We start from the raw sequence: 20,014 nt of genomic DNA, 5'->3' as shown, positions 1-20,014 counted from the left end.
AACCGCGCCCCCGGGGAAAAGCGGCAAATCCTTTGCATTGTGGCCATGCGGCGGGGACGTTATGACGGCGGAAACGCTGAAGGAACCGTCGCAAATGGCCCCGAAGAACCGCGTCACCCCGGAAGAGGCGCTTGCCTATCACCTGAACCCGACGCCCGGGAAGTATGAGATTAATGCGTCAAAACCCATGGCGACGCAGCGTGATCTGTCGCTGGCCTATTCGCCGGGCGTCGCGGTCCCGGTGGAGGCCATCGCCGCCGATCCGGGCACGGCCTATGACTATACGGTCAAGGGCAACATGGTTGCCGTTGTGTCAAACGGCACGGCAATCCTCGGCCTTGGCAATCTCGGCGCGTTGGCCTCCAAGCCGGTGATGGAGGGCAAGGCGGTTCTCTTCAAGCGTTTCGCCGATGTGAATGCCATCGATATCGAACTCGATACCGAGGACCCGGACGAAATCATTCAGGCCGTCAAGCTGATGGGCCCGACCTTTGGCGGTATCAACCTTGAAGACATCAAGGCACCGGAATGTTTCATCATCGAAAGTCGGCTTAAGGAAATCATGGATATCCCGGTCTTCCATGATGACCAGCATGGAACGGCGGTGATCTGTGCGGCGGGGCTGATCAACGCGCTTGAGATTTCGGGCAAGAGCCTTGCCGATTGCAAGATCGTGCTGAACGGGGCCGGGGCGGCGGGCATCGCCTGTCTGGAACTGATCAAGGCGATGGGTGCCAAGCATGACAATTGCATCATGTGCGACACCAAGGGGGTCATTTATCAGGGCCGCCAGGAAGGCATGAACCAGTGGAAATCGGCGCATGCGGTGAAAACCGAAGCGCGAACGCTGGATGACGCGATGAAGGGGGCGGACGTGTTCCTGGGCGTTTCGGCCAAAGGGGCGGTGACGCCCGAGATGGTCGAAAGCATGGCGCCGAACCCGGTCATCTTCGCCATGGCCAATCCGGACCCGGAGATCACGCCGGAAGAGGCGCATGCGGTGCGCGAGGACGCCATCGTCGCCACCGGTCGCTCGGATTATCCCAATCAGGTAAACAACGTCCTCGGCTTTCCCTACCTCTTCCGCGGCGCCCTGGACATCCACGCCCGCGCGATCAATGACGAAATGAAGATCGCCTGCGCCGAGGCCCTGGCGAGCCTCGCCCGTCAACCGGTCCCGGAAGAGGTGGCGATGGCCTATGGCCGCAAGCTGACCTTCGGGCGCGACTACATCATCCCGACGCCCTTTGACCCGCGCCTGATCCATGTCATCCCGCCCGCCGTGGCCAAGGCCGGGATGGATACCGGCGTGGCCCGCCGCCCGATCATCGACATGGAGGCCTATGAGCTGAACCTCAAGACGCGGATGGACCCCACCGCGTCGATCCTGCAAGGCATCCATGCCCGCGCGCGTCAGGCGCAGGCGCGGATGATCTTTGCCGAAGGCGACGATCCGCGGGTTCTGCATGCCGCCGTCTCATATCAGCGCGCCGGGCTTGGCAAGGCGCTGGTCGTCGGGCGCGAGGCCGATGTGAAGGAAAAGCTGACGGCAGAGGGTCTGGCCGATGCGGTGTCGGAGCTGGAAGTGGTGAATGCGGCGAATACCGAACACCTCAATACCTACCGGGATTTCCTTTACGACCGGCTGCAACGGAAAGGCTTTGACCGGCATGATGTGCACCGGCTTGCTGCACGGGATCGGCATGTGTTTTCGGCGCTGATGCTGGCCCACGGCCATGGTGACGGTCTGGTGACGGGGGCGACACGGAAATCGGCGCATGTTCTGGGCCTTATCAACCACGCCTTCGATGTGCGGGCCGAGGATGGGGCGGTCGGCATCACCGCTGTTCTGCATCGTGGCCGGATCATCTTTATCGGCGATACGCTGGTGCATGAATGGCCCGATGAGAACGATCTGGCCGATATCGCCGAACGTGGCGCGGCGGTGGCCCGCGGTCTGGGGATCGAACCGCGCGTGGCGTTTCTGTCCTTCTCGACCTTCGGCTACCCGGTCAGTGAACGCGCGACCAAGATGCATCAGGCGCCGAAAGTGCTGGACGCGCGGCGGGTCGATTTCGAATACGAAGGCGAAATGACGGTCGATGTGGCGCTGAATATGGAGCAGATGGCGCATTATCCGTTCTGCCGCCTGACGGGTCCGGCCAACGTGCTCGTGGTGCCCGCCCGGCATTCGGCCTCGATCTCGGTGAAACTCTTGCAGGAAATGGCGGGTGCTACCGTGATCGGCCCGATCCTGACCGGCGTCGACAAGCCGATTCAGATCTGTTCGATGGGCTCGACCGTGAACGACATCCTCAACATGGCGGTGATTGCCGCCTGTAGGCTGGGGCAGTGAGGCAGAGGTCCCGGGTCAGGCCCGGGACAGGGTCACGTCGTCAATGCGTGAAGGCCGCAGCATTGCCCCAAAGCTGCTTGACCCGTTTGTCGCGGCCACAGGCATTGCGGTAGAATTTGTAGGCCTCTGACTGCTTCTTCGGACCACGTCGGGTCAGGACAAGGTCCGTACCCTTGTAATAGTCCTGATGATAATCCTCGGCCTTGTAAAACGGCCCGGCATCGACGACGGGCGTCGCGATTTTCTTGCCAAGCGCTGCCCCTGCTGCTGCCTTTGCCTCTTCCGCCGCCGCGCGCTGGGCAGCGTCTTTCGCGAAGATCGCGGTGCGGTAGCTGTCGCCCCGGTCACAGAACTGACCGCCCGCATCGGTCGGGTCGACCGAGCGGAAGAAGAGGTCGATGATTTTCGAATAGCTGATCTTCGCGGGATCGAATTTGATCTCCACCGCCTCGTAATGGCCGGTGCCGCCCTTTGTCACCTGTTTATAGGTCGGGTTCTTTGTCGTGCCGCCGGTATAGCCCGACACCACGGATTTCACTCCCGGTACACTTTCGAAATCGCTCTCGACGCACCAGAAGCACCCGCCCGCCACGATGGCGGTTTCGGTCGCGGCCAGTGCGGGGCCGGTCAGCAGGAAGAAGGCAAGGATCAATCGCAACATCATTTCACTCCGTTTTGACGGAGCAAACGGTGATGCGCCCTACAGGGCAACTCATCTTCCCGTGAGGTCACGCGATCGTGGGCAATATGTCAGCCGAGCAGCTTCGCAAGCCCCATCGCGACGGTCAGATCGCCCGAGACCTTGAGCTTGCCCATCATCACGCCGGTCATCGGATTGAGCTTGCCGGTCAGAAGCTTCACGAGGTTCTCTTCGCTGATCTTCAGCGTGCAGTCCGTATCGCGATCAGCGGTCGAAACGGTACCATCCGCCAACACGATCACCCCCGCCTCACCGCAATCGAACTTGAGCGAGCCGGTGAAGCTTTTTGTCTCAAGCGTCTTGCTGATATCGGCAGCGATGGTGTCAAGCGGCATGGTCCCTCCTGTCGCATATGGAGATTTCGCCATAGCCGGGGGTCATTGCTGGCTGCAAGCAAATCCGGACTGTTCGCCCATGTGACCTCACGGCAAAACCATGATCCCGCCCGTCACAATCGCCCGAACCGCAATATGGCCGCATTCTCAGCCATATTTTGTTAGCTTTCTTTGGTATTCTGGAATCACCGTAAAAAATTAGCTGAGCCGGAAGACTTACCTCGACCGCGCCCTCTGACTGCAGTTTGTAAGCATCTGTCCGGATCCGAGGGGAAAGAGATGAAAACTTTTGTCATTGCGCCTGCATTGGTGCTTGCTGCACTGTTTGCCACAACCTGGCTTTTCGGAAACTCGACCGAGGGGAAAGTGGCCATGGCCGCGGTGGCCGTGGAAGCGATCCCTGAAGAGGATGGCGAAAAGCTCAAATGCACCGGGAAGAACCGACGTTTCATTCTTGATAACAAGATCGACTGGGGACTTACCGGCGATATCTTCGACACGGTCATTCCCTGTCTGGAGGCCGGGTATCCGCAGGAAATCATCATCAATTCGCCCGGCGGCAGCCCGACAACGGCCCATGGCATCTATGAGGCGCTTCGTCTTGCCGATACCGGCAACCGGTTGACCACGACGGTCTTTGGCAACAGCCATTCAGCGGCTGTTTACGTGTTCCTTGCAGGTGCGACGCGCAAGATCAGTTGCAGCAGTACGGTGCTGATCCATCCGGTGACGCTTCGGGTGGTGGCCAGTTCGAATGATCGCACTGAACTCGACAGCTTCCCCCAACGTTGGGAAAAGACCGAAGAACGTTCGGTCAGCATTCTTTCCAGCCGCACCAAGCTGACCAAGGACGAGGTCCGTCAAATGAAGCTCGGGCACCGTCTGCTGTCAGCCAACGAAGCTGTATCGCACGGCATTGCGACCGATGTGATCGGCTGCGTTTGACGGCCAGTTAATGCGTGGAGCCTACTTTACCCGCGCGTTCCGCGTGGCGATTAGCTTCAGGCGCAGGGCGTTCAGGCGGATGAAGCCTTCGGCATCCTTCTGATCGTAGGCGCCGGCGTCTTCTTCAAAGGTGACGTGCTTTTCTGAATAAAGCGAATGATCCGACCAGCGGGCGACGGTGCGGACCGAACCCTTGTAGAGCTTCAGCCGAACGGTGCCCGAGACATGGTCCTGTGACTTGTCGATCAGCGCCTGCAACATCTCGCGTTCGGGGCTGAACCAGAAGCCGTTATAGATCAGTTCCGCGTAACGCGGCATGATCGAATCCTTCAGATGCCCCGCGCCGCTGTCGAGTGTGATCTGTTCGATCCCCCGATGCGCCTCCAGAAGGACCGTGCCGCCCGGCGTTTCATAGACGCCGCGGGATTTCATCCCGACGAAGCGGTTTTCGACCAGGTCGAGGCGGCCCACGCCATGCTTGCCGCCCAGTTCGTTCAGCTTGGTCAGGATCGTTGCCGGGCTCATCGCCTCGCCATTGATCGCGACGGCGTCACCCTTTTCAAATGTGATCTCGACCATCTCCGGCGTATCGGGCGCATCCTCGGGGTTGACGGTGCGCTGATAGACATAGTCGGGCGCCTCATCGCCGGGGTTTTCCAGCACCTTGCCCTCGGACGAGGTGTGCAGAAGGTTCGCATCGACCGAGAACGGTGCCTCGCCGCGTTTGTCCTTGGCGATCGGGATCTGGTTCTGTTCGGCGAATTCCAGCAGGCGGGTGCGGCTGGACAGGTCCCATTCCCGCCAGGGCGCGATCACCTTGATATGGGGGTTGAGCGCATAGGCGGAAAGTTCGAACCGCACCTGATCGTTGCCCTTGCCGGTCGCGCCATGGGCAACGGCATCGGCCCCGGTCTCTGCCGCGATTTCGACCAGACGCTTGGAAATCAGTGGCCGGGCGATGGAGGTGCCAAGAAGGTAGAGCCCTTCGTAGAGCGCATTTGCCCGGAACATCGGGAAGACGAAGTCGCGCACGAATTCCTCGCGCAAATCCTCAATATAGATGTTCTCGGGTTTGATCCCGAGAAGTTCAGCCTTCTTGCGCGCCGGGTCCAGTTCCTCGCCCTGACCGAGATCGGCGGTGAAGGTCACAACCTCACAGCCATATTCGGTTTGCAGCCATTTCAGGATGATCGAGGTATCGAGACCGCCGGAATAGGCGAGGACGACTTTCTTGGGCGCGGACATGGGCATTCCTTCACGAGAGGCAAGCCCGCGCGCGATAGCGGGTTTTCGGGCGTAGGGCAAGGCGACGGGCGATCCCCTTTGACCACCCCCCCTGGTTGGGATAACGACGGGACAACCAAGACGGGCAGAGGACAACATGGCATTCCGTATCTTCATTCATGCGTTCCGGATGGTGTTCGGAAACTTCGGCGCGGCTCTCAGGATCAGCACACCGATGATTGTCATGAGTCTTCTCGGCGCTTTCATCCTGATGCCTGATGAGACGTCCAGTACGGGAACGCCGGCTGAACAGTTTTCGAATTTCTTTACCGGACCGCTTCTGATGTGGTTGCTGGCCTATCTGGTGGCAACGCTCTGGGTTGCGGTCGCCTGGCACCGCTATTGTCTGCGCGAGGAATATCCCGGCGCCATAGTTCCGGCATTTCACCTTGATCGCATTCTCGGCTATTTCGGCTGGTCGATCCTGATCATGCTTGTCGCCATCCTTGTCTCTCTCGTGGCTGGCACGATCATCGGCGGGCTTGCCGCAATCACCCAGTCTGCGGCACTTGCCGGGCTTCTCTGGTTTGGGTGGTTCGGGGTGCTTTTGTGGTTCATACAGCGTCTATCGCTGGTGCTACCTGCAAGTGCGATAAACGAAGGCAAGTCCTTGCGGCAATCTTGGGAGGCCACGCGTCCCATTTCGGGGACGATTCTGGCCGTCGCGCTCATGTTCGCACTGTTCAGCGCCCTTGTCGGACAGGCGGCACTACCGCTTTTCGGGGTCTCATTGGTGCTTGGCGGCGTGATCAACGGGATTGCCCAGTGGATCAGCACAATGCTGGGCCTGTCCATATTGACCACGATCTACGGTATTTGCATCGAAGGCCGAACAATCGAATAGATCCCGCGCAAGGAACCGGATATGAGCAGGTTTTCCAGACAGGTCCTTGAGACCACGCAGGCCCTGCGGGATCTTTTTCCGCCGACGCCTTTGCAGCGCAATGACCATCTTTCGGCACGTTATGGCGCTGATATCTGGCTGAAGCGTGAGGATCTGACGCCGGTGCGCAGCTACAAGCTGCGCGGTGCCTTCACCGCGATGCGCAAGGTTCTGGCCGCCGACCCGGAGCAGAGCCAATTCGTTTGCGCCAGTGCTGGCAATCACGCGCAAGGCGTGGCCTATGCCTGCCGGCATTTCGGGGTGCGGGGCACGGTCTTCATGCCGGTGACGACGCCTCAGCAGAAGATCGACAAAACGCGCATCTTTGGCGGTGACACGATCGAAATCCGCCTGACCGGGGACTACTTCGATCAGACTCTGGCCGCAGCACAAGGTTTCTGTGCCGAGGCGGGCGCGCATTTTCTATCGCCTTTCGACGATCCCGATGTGATCGAGGGTCAGGCGAGTGTTGGTGTCGAGATCCTCGAACAGCTTGAATGCGCGCCCGATCTGGTCGTATTGCCGGTCGGTGGCGGGGGTCTTGCTTCGGGCGTGACGACCTACCTCGCCGAGGCCGCACCCGAAACCCGGTTCCGCTATGTCGAACCGGCCGGTGGCACCAGCCTCACTGCGGCGATCGCGGCCGGAGAACCGGTGACCCTGAAAAAACTGAACAGCTTTGTTGATGGCGCGGCCGTCGCACGGATCGGGGCGGAGCCATTCGCGCGGTTGAAAGGCGTCGTCGCCGATCACGTACTGGCGGCGCCTGAGGACCGCATCTGTATCACCATGCTTGAGATGCTGAATGTCGAAGGCATCGTTCTGGAACCCGCAGGTGCCCTCTCGGTCGACGCACTGCCGGGCCTTGTTGATGAGATTCGCGGAAAAACCGTGGTCTGTGTTACCTCTGGCGGCAATTTCGATTTCGAACGCCTGCCCGAGGTCAAGGAACGCGCACAGCGCTTTGCCGGTCTGAAGAAGTATTTCATCCTGCGGATGCCGCAGCGGCCGGGTGCCCTGCGCGAATTCCTGTCGATGCTTGGCCCTGATGACGACATCGCGCGGTTCGAATACCTCAAAAAATCCGCCCGCAATTTCGGGTCGGTCCTGATCGGGATCGAAACGAAAGATGCAGAGAATTTCGCGGTCCTGACGCGGAAACTTGATGACGCGGCCTTCGCCTTTCGTGACATCACCGAAGACGAGGCTTTGGCCGAGTTTCTGATCTGAGTGGTATCAGGCGGCGGATTCGGCCCTTTCGGCAAGACCGTCCAGAAACACATCCTTTGAGGCAAAGTAGCTGTCAATGACACGGCCAATATCGATTTCTGCCGTCTTGCCCGTCGCTGCCCGTCGCTCACCATCCTGGCACAGCCCACCAAACTCCTTGAACCCGAGGTTCCAGGCACCACCTTTCAGAAAATGCAGGTCGGATTCATAGGTTGCGGGGTCCGGGGCGGTCTTGAGGCGCATCACGACGCTTTCAACTTCGTCCAGAAACAGCTCCACAACCTCAGCAAATCCATCCAAGCCGATTTCCTGTTGCAATTCGTCGATGCGCCCCCAGTCGATCATCTCAGTAGCGGCCCCTTGCTTGCCTTCAAATGAACCCTAGTCCTGAATCATTTCCGCACGGTTAAACGCGCCCGGCCTTTGCATCGCTCTTCAGCGCATCTTAACCGGCCACCCGTTAGCTGTAGCGCGAACCCGGATCGGACCGGGCGAGGGTATCGTTGTGCAAGTTGCCACTTCCATAGTTCAGGATGGCGCCGCTTTGGGGGAAACCACTGCGGTGATGCAGCGTGTCATGGTGGTCGATGACAGCCGCATGCAGCGCAAGATCCTCAGCTCCCAGCTTGCCCGTGCGGGATATTCTGTGACCGAGGCCGGCAGCGCGGAAGAGGCGCTTGTGCTTGCAGAAGCCGATCCGCCCGATCTGGTCATCTCGGACTGGATGATGCCCGGCATGTCCGGGATTGAGTTCTGTCAGGCCCTGCGCGCGCTGGTGAAGGAAAACTATGTCTATTTCATCCTGCTGACCTCAAAGACCGAATCCGCCGAAATCGCGCGGGGTCTCGATGGCGGCGCTGACGACTTTCTGACCAAGCCGGTCAGCGGCGATGAATTGCGCGCTCGGATCGCCGCCGGAGAACGCATTCTGGGGATGGAGCGGGAACTGACCGACAAGAACCGTCTGCTGTCTTCCACTCTGGGAGAATTGCAGACGCTTTACGATTCGGTCGACCGTGATCTGATGGAGGCCAAGAAGCTTCAGCAAAGCCTTGTGCGCGAACGCCACCGCGACTTCGGCAAGGCCGAGGTCAGCCTTCTGCTGCGTCCCTCGGGCCATGTCGGCGGCGATCTGGTCGGGTTTTTCCCGATCAATGCCAGGCGGGTTGGGTTCTTTTCCATCGATGTGTCGGGCCACGGCATCACATCGGCGCTGATGACTGCCCGCCTTGCCGGGTATCTGTCGGGCAACTCGCCGGAACAGAACATCGCGCTGGAGCTGACGGAATTCGGCATCTATGACGCCCGCCCGCCCGAAGAACTGGCCGAACAATTCAACCGTGTCGTCGTGCAGGAAATGCAGACGGAAAGCTATTTCACCATGGCCTATGCCGATGTCGATCTGATCTCGGGCCGGGTGGTGATGGTGCAGGCGGGCCACCCGCATCCGGCCATTCAGCGCGCCGACGGAAGGGTGGAATATCTCGGTTGCGGTGGCCTGCCGATCGGTCTGGTTGAGCCCGCCTCATGGGAATCGTTCGAGGCACAGTTGGAGCCCGGCGACCGGCTGTTTCTGATGTCCGACGGAATAACCGAGGCGGAGGATGCCGATGGTGCCCAGCTTGGCGAAGAGGGGCTGACGCGATTGATGACCACATGCCGCGATCTTTCCGGCGCGGCCTTTCTCGAATCCCTCGTCTGGCATCTCAGTGACTATGCCGGGGCGGAATTCGGTGACGATGTTTCGGGTGTGTTTTTCGAATTCCACGGATCGAAGGAAAACAACGGCTAAAAGCGCAGCAGCACCTGTTCCAGAAAATGCCGGTCGCCGTCATTACCTAGAAGCGGAACCGCATCCCCTGCGGGCATCCAGACAGCCTCATGTCCCGGTTCGCTTGGTTCGTCCAATCGACGGACCGGCAAAGCAAGGTAGATAGCACAAAGCTTTTCGGCCCATTTGTCATATTCCGGCATGTAGACGAACCGCCGGAACGCACCCAGACGCCGGGGCGCGGCGATGGACCAGCCGGTTTCTTCGCGCACCTCACGGTAAAGCGCGTGCAAAGGTGATTCGCCCGGATCGATTCCGCCGCCGGGCAGCTGAAACTCTGGCTCAGGCTCTGCCTGATGGGTGACCAGAACGTCGGCCCCACGTAACAGCACCGCATAGACTCCATGCCGGATGCCGTATCGCTGGCCGCGTATTGGTGCCTCGCCGAATCGCCGGATCATGCCTGCCCCCTTTGCCATGTGGTTGTCGTCCCCATATTCAGGCGGTATGGCAGGACGCAAGCCTTGAAGGAATGATGAATGACCAGCCTTTCGCAGATTGCCTGGGACGATACGGTTCTGCCGTTCCAGCTTGACCGTTCCGATATCCGTGGCCGGGTGGCGCGGTTGGATGGGGTGCTTGACCGCATTCTGACGCAGCACACCTACCCGGCCGTGATTGAGGCACTGGTGGCCGAGGCGGCCCTGTTGACCGCGCTCATCGGTCAGACGATCAAACTGCGCTGGAAGCTGTCGTTGCAGATCCGCGGCGACGGCCCGGTGCGGATCATCGCGACCGACTATTACGCCCCGGCTGAAGAAGGGGCCGCCGCGCAGATCCGTGCCTGGGCCTCATACGATGCAGAGCGGTTGGACCAGAATGGCTCAGGGTTTGAGCAGATCGGTCAGGGCTACTTCGCGATCCTGCTGGATCAGGGGGCCGGAAACGTCCCCTATCAGGGCATCACACCCCTATCGGGTGGCGCACTTTCGGCCTGTGCAGAGACGTATTTTGCCCAGTCCGAACAATTGCCGACCAGTTTCGCGCTGTCCTTTGGCCGTTCGACCCTGCCGGGGACTTCCGAACGCTGGCGGGCGGGGGGTGTCATGCTGCAGGCGATGCCGAAAGCGTCGGTGCCGACTACCTCCGAAGGCGGCAGCGGAGAGGGCGGGCTTCTGGCCGCCGAAGACATTCTTGAGGGGGAAGAGGGCGAAAATTGGTCGCGTGCCAACCATCTTCTGTCGACAGTTGAAGAAATGGAACTGATCGGCCCCTCGGTTGCGCCGACCGATTTGCTGGTGCGGCTGTTCCATGAGGAAACCCCACGAGTCTTCGAAGCACAGGCGGTAAAGTTCGGCTGTTCCTGTTCGCCCGACAAGGTGCGTGACAGCCTGTCGATCTACTCGGCCAAGGATATCGGCCATATGACGACCGATGAGGGTATCGTCACCGCCGACTGCCAGTTCTGCGGCGCGCATTACGAATTCGATCCCGCGACTTTGGGATTTGAGGCAACGAAAGCGCCGGATGATGAAGGCTGATGCTTTCGACTTGATCCGGCGCGCCCTGACCCGACCGGGGGTCGAGACCTCGGATTATGACCTGAATCCCGGCACCGTCCTGACCGAGGGCCGCATCCTGAAACCGGCGGCGGTTCTGGTGGCGCTGACCGAAACGGCTGACGGCCCCGCCGTGATTCTCACCAAACGGTCGTCGCGCCTGAAGCACCATCCGGGCCAGATCGCTTTTGCCGGCGGCAAGATCGACGACACCGATGCCGGCCCAGTGGACGCAGCCCTGCGTGAGGCCGAGGAAGAGATCGGATTGCCGCGCCAAAGCGTCGATATCCTCGGCACATGGTCGGCGCATGAAACCGTGACCGGTTTTATGGTTACACCAGTTTTTGGCATAGTCAGAGACGATTTTATCCCAATCCCCGAAGCGGGTGAGGTGGATGAGGTCTTTTCCGTTCCCCTGTCACACGTCACCGATCCCGCCCGATTCAGCGTCGAGGGGCGGATGTGGCGCGGGGTGCGGCGGCGCTACTACGTCGTGCCCTACGGACCCTATTACATCTGGGGCGCAACCGCGCGTATCCTGCGGGCATTGGCAAACCGGATGGCGGAATGAAGATCACCGATGACTGGATCAGGGAAGAAGGGGTGCAGACCGTCCTGCACCTTCTGACCGATGCCGGGCATCAGGGGCTGCTGGTCGGGGGCTGCGTCCGCAACGCGCTGATCGGCGCGCCCGTCGCCGATATCGACATCGCCACCGATGCGCGACCGGAACAGGTGATGGGGCTGGCGAAAGCCGTAGGCCTGAAGGTGGTGCCCACGGGCATAGACCACGGCACCGTCACCATTGTCATGAATGGTGAACCGCATGAGGTCACGACCTTTCGCCGCGACGTCTCGACCGACGGACGCTGGGCGACCGTGGCCTTTGCCAACGGGATCGAGGAGGATGCAGGCCGCCGCGACTTCACCATGAACGCGCTTTACGCCGATGCGGATGGTCGGATCGTTGACCCGCTGAACGGCCTGCCCGATCTTCAGGCCCGCCGCGTGCGGTTTGTCGGCGATGCCGATGCCCGTATCCGCGAGGATTACCTGCGCATCCTGCGGTTCTTCCGGTTTCACGCCTGGTACGGCAATGCGGCAGAGGGGATGGACGCAGATGCATTGGCCGCATCAGCCACGAATTCCTCTGGAATAGAGACGCTTTCCCGTGAACGGATCGGCCATGAGATGCGCCGCCTTCTCGCCGCGCCCGACCCGGCCCCCGCCGTCGCTGCGATGCAGGCAACCGGGGTTCTTGCGCGCATCCTGCCCGGGGCCGACGCCAAACCTTTGGCGCCGCTTGTGCATCTGGAGGCGCCCTACGCGCCGGACTGGCTGCGCCGCCTTGCGGCACTCGGCGGACAGGATTACGCCGAAGCGCTGAGGCTGTCGCGGGATGAGGCGCGGCGGTTCGATATCCTGCGCGACGGGATCGGCAATGCGGCCGGGGCGGCAGAACTGGCCTACCGTCATGGGGCCGACCTTGCCCGTGACATCACCTTTCTGCGGGGCGCGATCTTTGAGACGCCGCTGGTGCCCGGATGGGAAGATGCGATTGCGCTGGGCGCCGGGGCTACGTTCCCTTTGCGTGCAGCCGACCTGATGCCGGATCTTTCCGGCCCGGCCTTGGGCACGCGGATGAAAGAATTGGAGGCACGCTGGATCGCCTCAGGGTTCAAATTGTCCCGGGAACAATTGCTGGCTTGAAGTCCGGCCCATCGGCAAGGCAGGATGGGCCGTCATCCGCACAGGACCTGAAAAATGCCTCTGGAAACCCTTCCGGCACTCACCGCACTTGCCATCGCGACTTTGTTCACGCCCGGCCCCAACAACGCCATGCTGGCCGCATCCGGCGCGAATTTCGGTTTTCGCCGCACCATCCCACATCTTCTGGGTGTGGCGGCGGGATTTCCGCTGATGTTGCTGATCGTCGGATTGGTGCTGGGCGGCCTTTTTCAGACCAGCGCGATCCTGCGCGAAACCCTGCGCTGGGGTGGCGCGCTGCTGTTGTTGTGGATCGCCTGGAAAATCGCAAATTCAGGCGGAATAGGGTCGAAATCTGCCGATGCAAGGCCGATGCACTTCGTCGAGGCGGTTGGCTTTCAGTGGATCAATCCCAAGGCCTGGTCGATGGCGGTCGCGGCGACCTCGCAGTTCATTCTGCCCTCAGCCCCCTTCACCACTGCCATCGTCGTTACGGCGACGTTCCTGACGCTCGGTCTTGGCTCGGCCGCGACCTGGACATATGCCGGGCAGGCCATCGCCCGCTGGTTGACCTCGGCGAAACGGCTTAGGATTTTCAACCTGATCATGGCCGGGCTGATCGTGCTGTCGATCGTGGAAATCCTGCGCCACTGAATTGTATGGATCAGCGGTACGTCGCGACCGGTACAATCCCGGGGATGACAAGCAGCGCCGTTTGCGCTATTTCCGGGATGTTCCAGATGGAGGGTGCACTATGAGATACGGGATTTTCGTACAGCTCGGCTGAGCCGGACCGAACCCCGTAGTGGCGGTCCCGCGACGCACCGCCCTTTCCCATATTGCCATCTGATGGACACCCTCCCATGTTTCGTTTCTTCGAAAACCTCGTCGACCCCTATGTGACCTATGAAGAAAAGGACACGCCGCCGCAGCGGTTGTTGCCCTTCCTGATGGAATACGCAAAGCCGTTCCATACGGTTTTCGCAGTCACGGCCGTGCTCACCACCATCGTGGCGATGTTCGAGATCGGCCTGATCTGGTATGTCGGACGGCTTGTCGATCTGCTGGCAGAGGGCGCCCCGGCCGAGGTGATCCGGTCATACGGTCTTGAGCTGTTGCTCGCCGCAGTGTTCGTGGTGGTGATACGCCCCGTCGTTGCCGGTATCGACGTCGCGCTATTGCACAATACCATCCTGCCGAACTTTGGCACGCTGATCCGCTGGCGGTCGCACCGGCATGTTCTGCGCCAGCCTGTGGGGTGGTTTGAAAACGACTTTGCCGGCCGTATTGCCAACCGTATCATGCAGACCCCACCGGCTGCGGGCGATGCGGTCTTTCAGACCTTTGATGCGATTGCGTTCGCGATCACCACCCTGATCGGTTCGGTCGCATTGCTGACCAATGCCGACCCGAGGCTGACGTTGCCGCTCGTGATCTGGATCGTGCTTTATGCCGGTCTGTTGCGCTGGACGATCAGGCGGGTTGGTCCCGCTTCCACGGCTGCATCTGATGCGCGGTCGGCTGTCACGGGCCGGGTCGTGGACAGCTATACCAATATCCATTCGGTCAAGATGTTCGCCCATCACGATCAGGAACTGTCCTATGCCGGCGAGGCGATCGAAACGGCGCGAAAGACGTTTCAGCATGAGATGCGGCTCATCACCAAGATGGACTTCGCGCTGACCGTTCTGAACGGCTTTCTGATCGTCTCGGTCACCGGGATCGCGCTTTGGCTCTGGTCCAATGGGCAGGCGACGGTCGGACTGGTTGCGGCGACGACGGCCTTGGTGCTTCGGCTGAACAACATGACCTATTGGGTGATGTGGGCGACGTCCAATCTGGTGCAGGCTTTGGGGGTTGTGCGCGAGGGGATGGAAACCATCGCCCAGCCGATTGCGCTGGTGGACAGCAGCGGTGCGAAGCCGCTGGCGTTCCATGCGGGCAAGATCGAAATTCAGTCTCTGTCCCACCATTATGGACGTGGGTCGGGTGGTCTGGCTCATGTTGATCTGACCGTTCGCCCCGGCGAAAAGATCGGGCTCGTGGGCCGCTCCGGTTCGGGCAAGACGACGCTCGTCAAGCTGATGCTGCGCTTTTACGATGCCGAAGGCGGGCGCATCCTGATCGACGGTCAGGACATCGCCCGCGTCATGCAGGACAGCCTTCGGCGGCAGATCGGCATGGTGCAGCAGGACACGTCGCTGCTGCACAGATCGGTGCGCGACAACATCCTTTATGGCCGTCCTGATGCGAGCGAGGCCGAGATGATCGAGGCCGCGCAGCGGGCCGAGGCGCATGATTTTATCATGGACCTGACAGACCCCGAGGGTCGCAAGGGATATGACGCGCAGGTCGGCGAACGCGGGGTGAAGCTCTCGGGCGGACAGCGGCAACGGGTGGCCCTTGCCCGGGTGATCCTGAAGAACGCGCCAGTGCTGGTGCTGGATGAGGCGACATCGGCCCTCGACAGTGAGGTTGAGGCGGCGATTCAGGAAACGCTTTACGGCGTGATGGAGGGCAAGACGGTGATTGCCATCGCCCACCGCCTGTCGACCATTGCCCGGATGGACCGGATCGTGGTGCTGGATGACGGCAAGATCGCCGAAGAGGGCAGCCACAGTGAACTTCTGGAAAAAGGTGGCCTTTACGCCCGCTTCTGGGACAGGCAATCTGGCGGCTTCATCGGGACTGAAGAAGAGCAGGAGGCGGCGGAATGAAGCTGGGCGACATGATCGACGCCTTCCGCCCCGCCGAAGGCCCGCCGCCAAGGACACTCGGGCGGTTTCTTTTGTGGTGCCTGTCGGGTGCCTGGGGACCGCTGGTCATCGCCGCGATCATCTCGGCCGTGGCCGGAACAATGGAGGTGGTGACGGCCTGGTATCTGGGGGCGGTCGTCGATCTGGCGACCTCTGCCGCGCCCGCGACGGTCTTTGCTGACCACTGGCCGATGCTTCTGGGGTTTGTCCTTTTCCTCATCGTCGCGCGGCCAATTGCCTTTGGGCTCACGGCGGCGTCGAACTCGGTCGTTGTGCAGCCGAACGTACTGCCCTTAGTGCTGTCGCGGCTGCATCGCTGGACGCTGGGTCAGGCGGTCACCTTCTTTGACAACGACTTTGCCGGGCGGATCGCGCAAAAGCAGATGCAGGCGGCCCGCGCGGTCACTGATGTGGCCAGCGAGACGATCAACACGCTTTGTTTCGCGCTGGCATCAATGGTCGGATCTGTGTTGTTCCTTCTGACCATAGATGTCCGCATCGCAGGCGCGCTGGGCGTCTGGATCATAGTCTATCTTGCCCTGATCCGCGCTTTTTTGCCCCGTGTTCGCGGCAAATCCGCCGCGCGCGCCGGAGCGCGGGCGATGGTGACGGGGCAGGTCGTCGACACGATCACCAATATCAAGACGGTCAAGCTTTTCGCCCATGCCGATCATGAGGATAAGGCGGCGCTCCGCGCCATGTCGGGTTTTCGCGACACCGCTTTGGACTTCGGCATTCTTTCGGCCTGGTTCCGGTTAGCACTCATGACCATCGCCGGGCTTCTGCCGGTGGTGCTGATCGGCGGCACGCTTTGGCTCTGGTCGCTGGGCGTGGCTTCGGCGGGCGATATTGCTGCCGCCGGGTCCGTCTCGATCCGTATCGCGCAGATGACCGGCTGGGTCAGCTTTACCCTCATGTCGATCTATGCCTCGATCGGCGAGGTGGAGGACGGCATCCGCACCCTGACTCCGCCGCATACGCTGTCTGACGCCCCGGATGCGGGCAGTCTGACGCGGATCGCGGGCGAGGTGCGGTTCGACAAAGTCAGCTTTGCCTATGGCCGCAAGAAGGGCGGGCTGGATGGTGTCGACCTGACCATTCGTGCCGGCGAAAAGATCGGCATTGTCGGGGCCTCGGGTGCGGGCAAGTCGACACTCGTGGCGCTGCTTCTCAGGCTTTACGACGCCGAAGAGGGGCGCATTCTTGTCGATGGTCACGACGTTCGCGCGGTGACGCAGGAATCCCTGCGCCGTCAGGTCGCCATGGTCACGCAGGAAACCGCCATGTTCAACCGAACCGCGCGCGACAACATCCTTTATGGTCGTCCCGATGCCAGTGAGGATGAGATGGTTGCGGCGGCCAAGGCCGCCGAGGCGGATGAATTCATTCACGGACTTCAGGATCACAAGCAACGCAAGGGTTACGACGCTTATCTGGGCGAACGCGGGGTGAAACTCTCGGGAGGTCAGCGTCAGCGGATCGCGCTGGCCCGCGCCTTCCTGAAAGACGCGCCGATTCTGGTGCTGGATGAGGCGACTTCGGCATTGGATAGCGAGGTTGAGGCCCAGGTGCAGGCGGCGTTACATCGGGTGATGGAGGGCAAGACTGTGCTGGCCATCGCCCACCGATTGTCGACGATTGCCGAGATGGACCGGATCATCGTCCTCGATCAGGGTCGGATCGTCGAGGAAGGCAGCCATGCCGAACTGCTGTCCAAAGGCGGGCTTTACGCGCGCTACTGGGACCGGCAATCGGGTGGTTTCATCTGCGTGGATGAGGCGGCCGAGTGAAACTGACCATCGAACGACTTGGCCATCTTGGCGACGGCATCGCGCCCGGACCGGTCTTCGTACCGATGGCGCTGCCGGGTGAGGTGGTGGAAGGCGAGGTTGCCGAGGGCCGCATGGCCAGCCCGAAGATTGCCGAACCCTCACCCGACCGGGTTAAGCCCGCCTGTCCGCATTACCGGGCCTGTGGTGGTTGCGCTCTGATGCATGCCTCGGACGGGTTCGTTGCGGAATGGAAGGCCGATGTGGTACGCACCGCGCTTGCCGCGCAAGGGCTGGAGGCTTCGTTCCGCCCGGTGATCACCTCTGGCCCGCAGTCGCGCCGCCGCGCCACGCTCGCCAGTCGGCGGACGAAGAAGGGCGCATTGGTGGGCTTTCACGGCCGTGCCTCGGGCACGATTGTCGAAGTGGCGGGCTGCCAGCTTCTGCATCCCGATTTGATGGCGGTCCTGCCGTCTTTGGCCGAGGTCACGATGATCGGATCATCTCGCAAGGGAGAGCTGGCATTGGCGGCGACGCGGACCGAGGGCGGCATAGATCTGGCCGTTTCGGGTGGAAAACCGCTGGAGCAGAGCCTGTTTTCTGATCTCGCGCAATTGGCGGACCTCATGAACCTCGCCCGCCTGACCTGGGATGGCGAACCGGTCGCGAACCGCAATCCGGCGGCGCAAAGGTTCGGACATGCCGTTGTCGTTCCACCCGCCGGGGCGTTTCTTCAGGCAACTGCAGAGGGCGAGGCGGCCCTTGTCGCCGCCGTCCGAGAGGTGGTTGGTGATGCCCGCCGGATCGCCGATCTGTTCGCGGGTTCTGGTACCTTCACGCTGCCATTGGCGGAACGGGCCGAGGTTCTGGCGGTTGAGGGAGAGGCGGCAATGCTTGCCGCGCTTGATGCCGGGTGGCGGCAGAGCCAGGGCCTGCACAAGGTGACCACCGAGGCGCGCGACCTCTTCCGCCGCCCGTTTATGCCGGATGAGCTGAAGAAGTTTGACGCCGTCGTCATTGACCCGCCGCGCGCCGGGGCCGAGGCGCAGGCGCAGGAACTGGCGGAGGGGCAGGTTCCGGTAATTGCCGCCGTGTCCTGCAATCCGGTCACCTTTGCCCGCGACGCCCGCATTCTGACCGCTTCCGGGTATCGCATCGATTGGGTGCAGGTCGTCGACCAGTTCCGCTGGTCGCCGCATGTGGAGCTGGTGGCCCGCTTCAGCCGCTGACTCACCTTCATGTGAGCGGAAATCTGCCTACTTCCGGTGCGTCCGCCTTCGGTGTAGAAGGGGGAAAACCGATGAAACGGGCAGGGACGGCAGGCATGTTCAACCGCAGAACTTTCGTGGCATTGGCCGCCCTTGCAGGGCTTGCTGGCTGTGGCGGGTCAAAATTCAGGACCTATCGGGGGCCGGAAGTCACCCGCATCGTCATCTTCAAGGGTGAGCGCAAGATGCATCTGGTGAACGGCACCAAGGCGCTCAAAACCTACAAGATCGGCCTTGGCGGCAATCCCGTCGGGCCGAAGCAGTTCGAGGGCGATCAGAAGACGCCCGAAGGGGCCTACCTGATCGACCGGCAGAACCCCAAAAGCGCCTATCATCTGTCGATCGGGATTTCCTATCCCAATCGGCGCGACGTCGCCTTTGCCGAAGAGCAGGGCAAACGGCCCGGCGGCGATATCTTCATCCACGGGCGGGCGAAGAAGAACAAGGGGCGCGGTAAGGACTGGACGGCGGGCTGCATCGCCGTGAAGGACCGCGAAATGGAAGAGATCTATTCGATGGTCCGGGTCGGCACGCCGATCTACATCTACCCATGAAAAAGGGCGGCCAATGGCCGCCTGAATTCTATTCAGATCAGTAGGTTAGCCGCCGGTGACCAGCGTCCACCAGATCTTGCCATTGGGTTCCTGATACCAGGAAAATCCGGCATCCCGCGCGGTGGGATCAAGAATGACGGCCCGCGTATCGGGCAGTTCCATCCAGGCCGAAAGGGTTTCAACCTCGGTCTCATAGGTCTCCGAGATGTTTTCGCCCAGCATCCGGCCGGCATAGCCTGTGCGCTGTGCGCGCAGGATCGGCGAGGACCCGTCCGAGCCGAAATGCCAGGGCCGGTTCTGAACGGCCATGTCACGCGAATGCGTTGCGGCGGCGGCGGTCAGTTGCGCGTTGAGCGTCATTGGCGGAACGCCTTTGGCTGCGCGCAGGGCGTTGATGCCATCGACCATGGCATAGGTGACGCGACCCTCATCCGACGCACTGATCTTGTAAGCCTTCGGCAGCGGACGCCCGTCGGGCCCGAGCTGAGGCGATTGGGAAACACAACCCGCAAGGGTCAGTGCGGCGGCGAACAGGAACCCGGAAAGACGTATCATGACTGGCATACCCCAAGAATGGTGCAGTGCCGTCCTTTACAGGCTCTGGCGTCGCTGTTCAAACGCCAACTTGTCAGCTTCCGGCGCTGTTACGCCGACGCAACGCATGGACCACCTCGTGACACGAGCGTGAATTGAGAATGCCAAAGAAGCGGCTTATTGTCGGGACGATTCCGGTTCGCGCGCGCTTGCGCCAATACGAAGGTAAATGAGGATGAGCTTCGATCCGACCAGTAAGATGACCCGCCGCGCGGTGCTTGGAACCGCCGCGGCTTTCGGCACGTCCATGGCGCTGCCGGCCTTTGCCCAGTCAGAGACCAATACGACGGAAGTCGAAGCCGA

Annotated in this window: 19 protein-coding genes; 13 read left to right on the top strand and 6 right to left on the bottom strand. The window is 61.3% G+C overall.

Translation table 11 applies throughout. From position 1 onward, the window contains the following. The first annotated feature begins 94 nt into the window (after positions 1–94). On the top strand, positions 95–2,356 hold the full coding sequence (locus WBB85_RS06875; RefSeq protein ID WP_432637933.1) for an NADP-dependent malic enzyme: 2,262 nt from the start codon (positions 95–97) through the stop codon (positions 2,354–2,356). A gap of 40 nt (positions 2,357–2,396) precedes the next feature. Here the strand turns inward: WBB85_RS06875 and msrA are convergent, their stop codons facing one another. Further along, complete coding sequence (msrA, locus tag WBB85_RS06870) at positions 2,397–3,020, bottom strand: peptide-methionine (S)-S-oxide reductase MsrA (RefSeq protein ID WP_432637879.1); 624 nt, start codon at positions 3,018–3,020, stop codon at positions 2,397–2,399. Positions 3,021–3,106: 86 nt separating this feature from the next. Next, positions 3,107–3,391 (bottom strand): SCP2 sterol-binding domain-containing protein, encoded by a 285-nt coding sequence (locus WBB85_RS06865; protein ID WP_432637878.1) that lies wholly within the window; start codon positions 3,389–3,391, stop codon positions 3,107–3,109. A 279-nt stretch (positions 3,392–3,670) separates the two neighbouring features. On the opposite strand from WBB85_RS06865, the gene WBB85_RS06860 reads away from it, so the two are divergent. Beyond that, entirely contained in the window at positions 3,671–4,336 is a 666-nt protein-coding gene (locus WBB85_RS06860) for an ATP-dependent Clp protease proteolytic subunit (RefSeq protein ID WP_432637877.1), read from the top strand. Positions 4,337–4,357: 21 nt separating this feature from the next. Here WBB85_RS06860 and WBB85_RS06855 read toward each other — a convergent pair whose 3' ends face one another. Continuing rightward, positions 4,358–5,581: an argininosuccinate synthase gene (locus tag WBB85_RS06855; protein WP_432637876.1), complete on the bottom strand. Its 1,224-nt coding sequence runs from the start codon at positions 5,579–5,581 to the stop codon at positions 4,358–4,360. A 136-nt stretch (positions 5,582–5,717) separates the two neighbouring features. On the opposite strand from WBB85_RS06855, the gene WBB85_RS06850 reads away from it, so the two are divergent. Both WBB85_RS06850 and ilvA read left to right on the top strand, forming a co-directional pair. Beyond that, positions 5,718–6,464 (top strand): hypothetical protein, encoded by a 747-nt coding sequence (locus tag WBB85_RS06850; RefSeq protein WP_432637875.1) that lies wholly within the window; start codon positions 5,718–5,720, stop codon positions 6,462–6,464. 21 nt (positions 6,465–6,485) lie between these two features. Beyond that, on the top strand, positions 6,486–7,733 hold the full coding sequence (ilvA, locus tag WBB85_RS06845) for a threonine ammonia-lyase IlvA (protein ID WP_432637874.1): 1,248 nt from the start codon (positions 6,486–6,488) through the stop codon (positions 7,731–7,733). A 6-nt stretch (positions 7,734–7,739) separates the two neighbouring features. On the opposite strand, the gene WBB85_RS06840 is transcribed toward ilvA, so the two are convergent. Then, entirely contained in the window at positions 7,740–8,078 is a 339-nt protein-coding gene (locus tag WBB85_RS06840) for an Hpt domain-containing protein (protein WP_432637873.1), read from the bottom strand. A gap of 220 nt (positions 8,079–8,298) precedes the next feature. On the opposite strand from WBB85_RS06840, the gene WBB85_RS06835 reads away from it, so the two are divergent. Beyond that, positions 8,299–9,525 carry a PP2C family protein-serine/threonine phosphatase gene (locus WBB85_RS06835; protein ID WP_432637932.1) on the top strand — a complete coding sequence of 409 codons (1,227 nt, stop codon included), beginning with the start codon at positions 8,299–8,301 and terminating at the stop codon, positions 9,523–9,525. On the opposite strand, the gene WBB85_RS06830 is transcribed toward WBB85_RS06835, so the two are convergent. Then, positions 9,522–9,965: an NUDIX hydrolase gene (locus WBB85_RS06830; protein ID WP_432637872.1), complete on the bottom strand. Its 444-nt coding sequence runs from the start codon at positions 9,963–9,965 to the stop codon at positions 9,522–9,524. The genes WBB85_RS06835 and WBB85_RS06830 overlap by 4 nt on opposite strands. Before the next feature lie 78 nt (positions 9,966–10,043). Here WBB85_RS06830 and WBB85_RS06825 point away from each other — a divergent pair, with 78 nt between their 5' ends. From WBB85_RS06825 to WBB85_RS06790, 8 genes are all read left to right on the top strand, one after another. Beyond that, entirely contained in the window at positions 10,044–11,045 is a 1,002-nt protein-coding gene (locus tag WBB85_RS06825) for an Hsp33 family molecular chaperone HslO (RefSeq protein ID WP_432637871.1), read from the top strand. After that, positions 11,032–11,634 (top strand): CoA pyrophosphatase, encoded by a 603-nt coding sequence (locus WBB85_RS06820; protein ID WP_432637870.1) that lies wholly within the window; start codon positions 11,032–11,034, stop codon positions 11,632–11,634. Before WBB85_RS06825 ends, WBB85_RS06820 begins: the two co-directional genes overlap by 14 nt. After that, entirely contained in the window at positions 11,631–12,773 is a 1,143-nt protein-coding gene (locus WBB85_RS06815) for a CCA tRNA nucleotidyltransferase (protein ID WP_432637869.1), read from the top strand. Before WBB85_RS06820 ends, WBB85_RS06815 begins: the two co-directional genes overlap by 4 nt. A 54-nt stretch (positions 12,774–12,827) precedes the next feature. After that, positions 12,828–13,424, top strand: a complete 597-nt coding sequence (locus WBB85_RS06810) for a LysE family translocator (protein ID WP_432637868.1) — start codon at positions 12,828–12,830, stop codon at positions 13,422–13,424. A gap of 209 nt (positions 13,425–13,633) precedes the next feature. Then, positions 13,634–15,487, top strand: a complete 1,854-nt coding sequence (locus tag WBB85_RS06805) for an ABC transporter ATP-binding protein (protein ID WP_432637867.1) — start codon at positions 13,634–13,636, stop codon at positions 15,485–15,487. Next, positions 15,484–17,316, top strand: coding sequence for an ABC transporter ATP-binding protein (locus tag WBB85_RS06800; RefSeq protein ID WP_432637866.1), 1,833 nt, complete (start codon positions 15,484–15,486; stop codon positions 17,314–17,316). The genes WBB85_RS06805 and WBB85_RS06800 overlap by 4 nt, the downstream gene beginning before the upstream one ends. After that, the gene (locus WBB85_RS06795; protein WP_432637865.1) at positions 17,313–18,524 is read left to right on the top strand and encodes a class I SAM-dependent RNA methyltransferase; all 1,212 of its coding nucleotides are present in this window, start codon (positions 17,313–17,315) and stop codon (positions 18,522–18,524) included. Before WBB85_RS06800 ends, WBB85_RS06795 begins: the two co-directional genes overlap by 4 nt. A gap of 71 nt (positions 18,525–18,595) precedes the next feature. Continuing rightward, positions 18,596–19,117 (top strand): L,D-transpeptidase family protein, encoded by a 522-nt coding sequence (locus WBB85_RS06790; RefSeq protein ID WP_432637864.1) that lies wholly within the window; start codon positions 18,596–18,598, stop codon positions 19,115–19,117. Between the two features lie 45 nt (positions 19,118–19,162). Here WBB85_RS06790 and WBB85_RS06785 read toward each other — a convergent pair whose 3' ends face one another. Then, positions 19,163–19,672: a CAP domain-containing protein gene (locus WBB85_RS06785; protein WP_432637863.1), complete on the bottom strand. Its 510-nt coding sequence runs from the start codon at positions 19,670–19,672 to the stop codon at positions 19,163–19,165. Between the last annotated feature and the right edge of the window lie 342 nt (positions 19,673–20,014).

The organism is Albidovulum sp. (assembly GCF_049646345.1).
Lineage (GTDB): Bacteria > Pseudomonadota > Alphaproteobacteria > Rhodobacterales > Rhodobacteraceae > Albidovulum.
The sequence above is the reverse complement of the archived record's forward strand: the minus strand, read 5'-3'. Positions and strand labels throughout refer to the sequence as shown.

What these genes read in the sequence shown, in the direction of transcription:
- WBB85_RS06875 (WP_432637933.1), top strand. Translation starts at nt 95, where the DNA reads ATGGCCCCGAAGAACCGCGTCACCCCGGAAGAGGCGCTTGCCTATCAC.
- msrA (WP_432637879.1), bottom strand. Translation starts at nt 3,020, where the DNA reads ATGATGTTGCGATTGATCCTTGCCTTCTTCCTGCTGACCGGCCCCGCA.
- WBB85_RS06865 (WP_432637878.1), bottom strand. Translation starts at nt 3,391, where the DNA reads ATGCCGCTTGACACCATCGCTGCCGATATCAGCAAGACGCTTGAGACA.
- WBB85_RS06860 (WP_432637877.1), top strand. Translation starts at nt 3,671, where the DNA reads ATGAAAACTTTTGTCATTGCGCCTGCATTGGTGCTTGCTGCACTGTTT.
- WBB85_RS06855 (WP_432637876.1), bottom strand. Translation starts at nt 5,581, where the DNA reads ATGTCCGCGCCCAAGAAAGTCGTCCTCGCCTATTCCGGCGGTCTCGAT.
- WBB85_RS06850 (WP_432637875.1), top strand. Translation starts at nt 5,718, where the DNA reads ATGGCATTCCGTATCTTCATTCATGCGTTCCGGATGGTGTTCGGAAAC.
- ilvA (WP_432637874.1), top strand. Translation starts at nt 6,486, where the DNA reads ATGAGCAGGTTTTCCAGACAGGTCCTTGAGACCACGCAGGCCCTGCGG.
- WBB85_RS06840 (WP_432637873.1), bottom strand. Translation starts at nt 8,078, where the DNA reads ATGATCGACTGGGGGCGCATCGACGAATTGCAACAGGAAATCGGCTTG.
- WBB85_RS06835 (WP_432637932.1), top strand. Translation starts at nt 8,299, where the DNA reads ATGCAGCGTGTCATGGTGGTCGATGACAGCCGCATGCAGCGCAAGATC.
- WBB85_RS06830 (WP_432637872.1), bottom strand. Translation starts at nt 9,965, where the DNA reads ATGATCCGGCGATTCGGCGAGGCACCAATACGCGGCCAGCGATACGGC.
- WBB85_RS06825 (WP_432637871.1), top strand. Translation starts at nt 10,044, where the DNA reads ATGACCAGCCTTTCGCAGATTGCCTGGGACGATACGGTTCTGCCGTTC.
- WBB85_RS06820 (WP_432637870.1), top strand. Translation starts at nt 11,032, where the DNA reads ATGATGAAGGCTGATGCTTTCGACTTGATCCGGCGCGCCCTGACCCGA.
- WBB85_RS06815 (WP_432637869.1), top strand. Translation starts at nt 11,631, where the DNA reads ATGAAGATCACCGATGACTGGATCAGGGAAGAAGGGGTGCAGACCGTC.
- WBB85_RS06810 (WP_432637868.1), top strand. Translation starts at nt 12,828, where the DNA reads ATGCCTCTGGAAACCCTTCCGGCACTCACCGCACTTGCCATCGCGACT.
- WBB85_RS06805 (WP_432637867.1), top strand. Translation starts at nt 13,634, where the DNA reads ATGTTTCGTTTCTTCGAAAACCTCGTCGACCCCTATGTGACCTATGAA.
- WBB85_RS06800 (WP_432637866.1), top strand. Translation starts at nt 15,484, where the DNA reads ATGAAGCTGGGCGACATGATCGACGCCTTCCGCCCCGCCGAAGGCCCG.
- WBB85_RS06790 (WP_432637864.1), top strand. Translation starts at nt 18,596, where the DNA reads ATGAAACGGGCAGGGACGGCAGGCATGTTCAACCGCAGAACTTTCGTG.
- WBB85_RS06785 (WP_432637863.1), bottom strand. Translation starts at nt 19,672, where the DNA reads ATGATACGTCTTTCCGGGTTCCTGTTCGCCGCCGCACTGACCCTTGCG.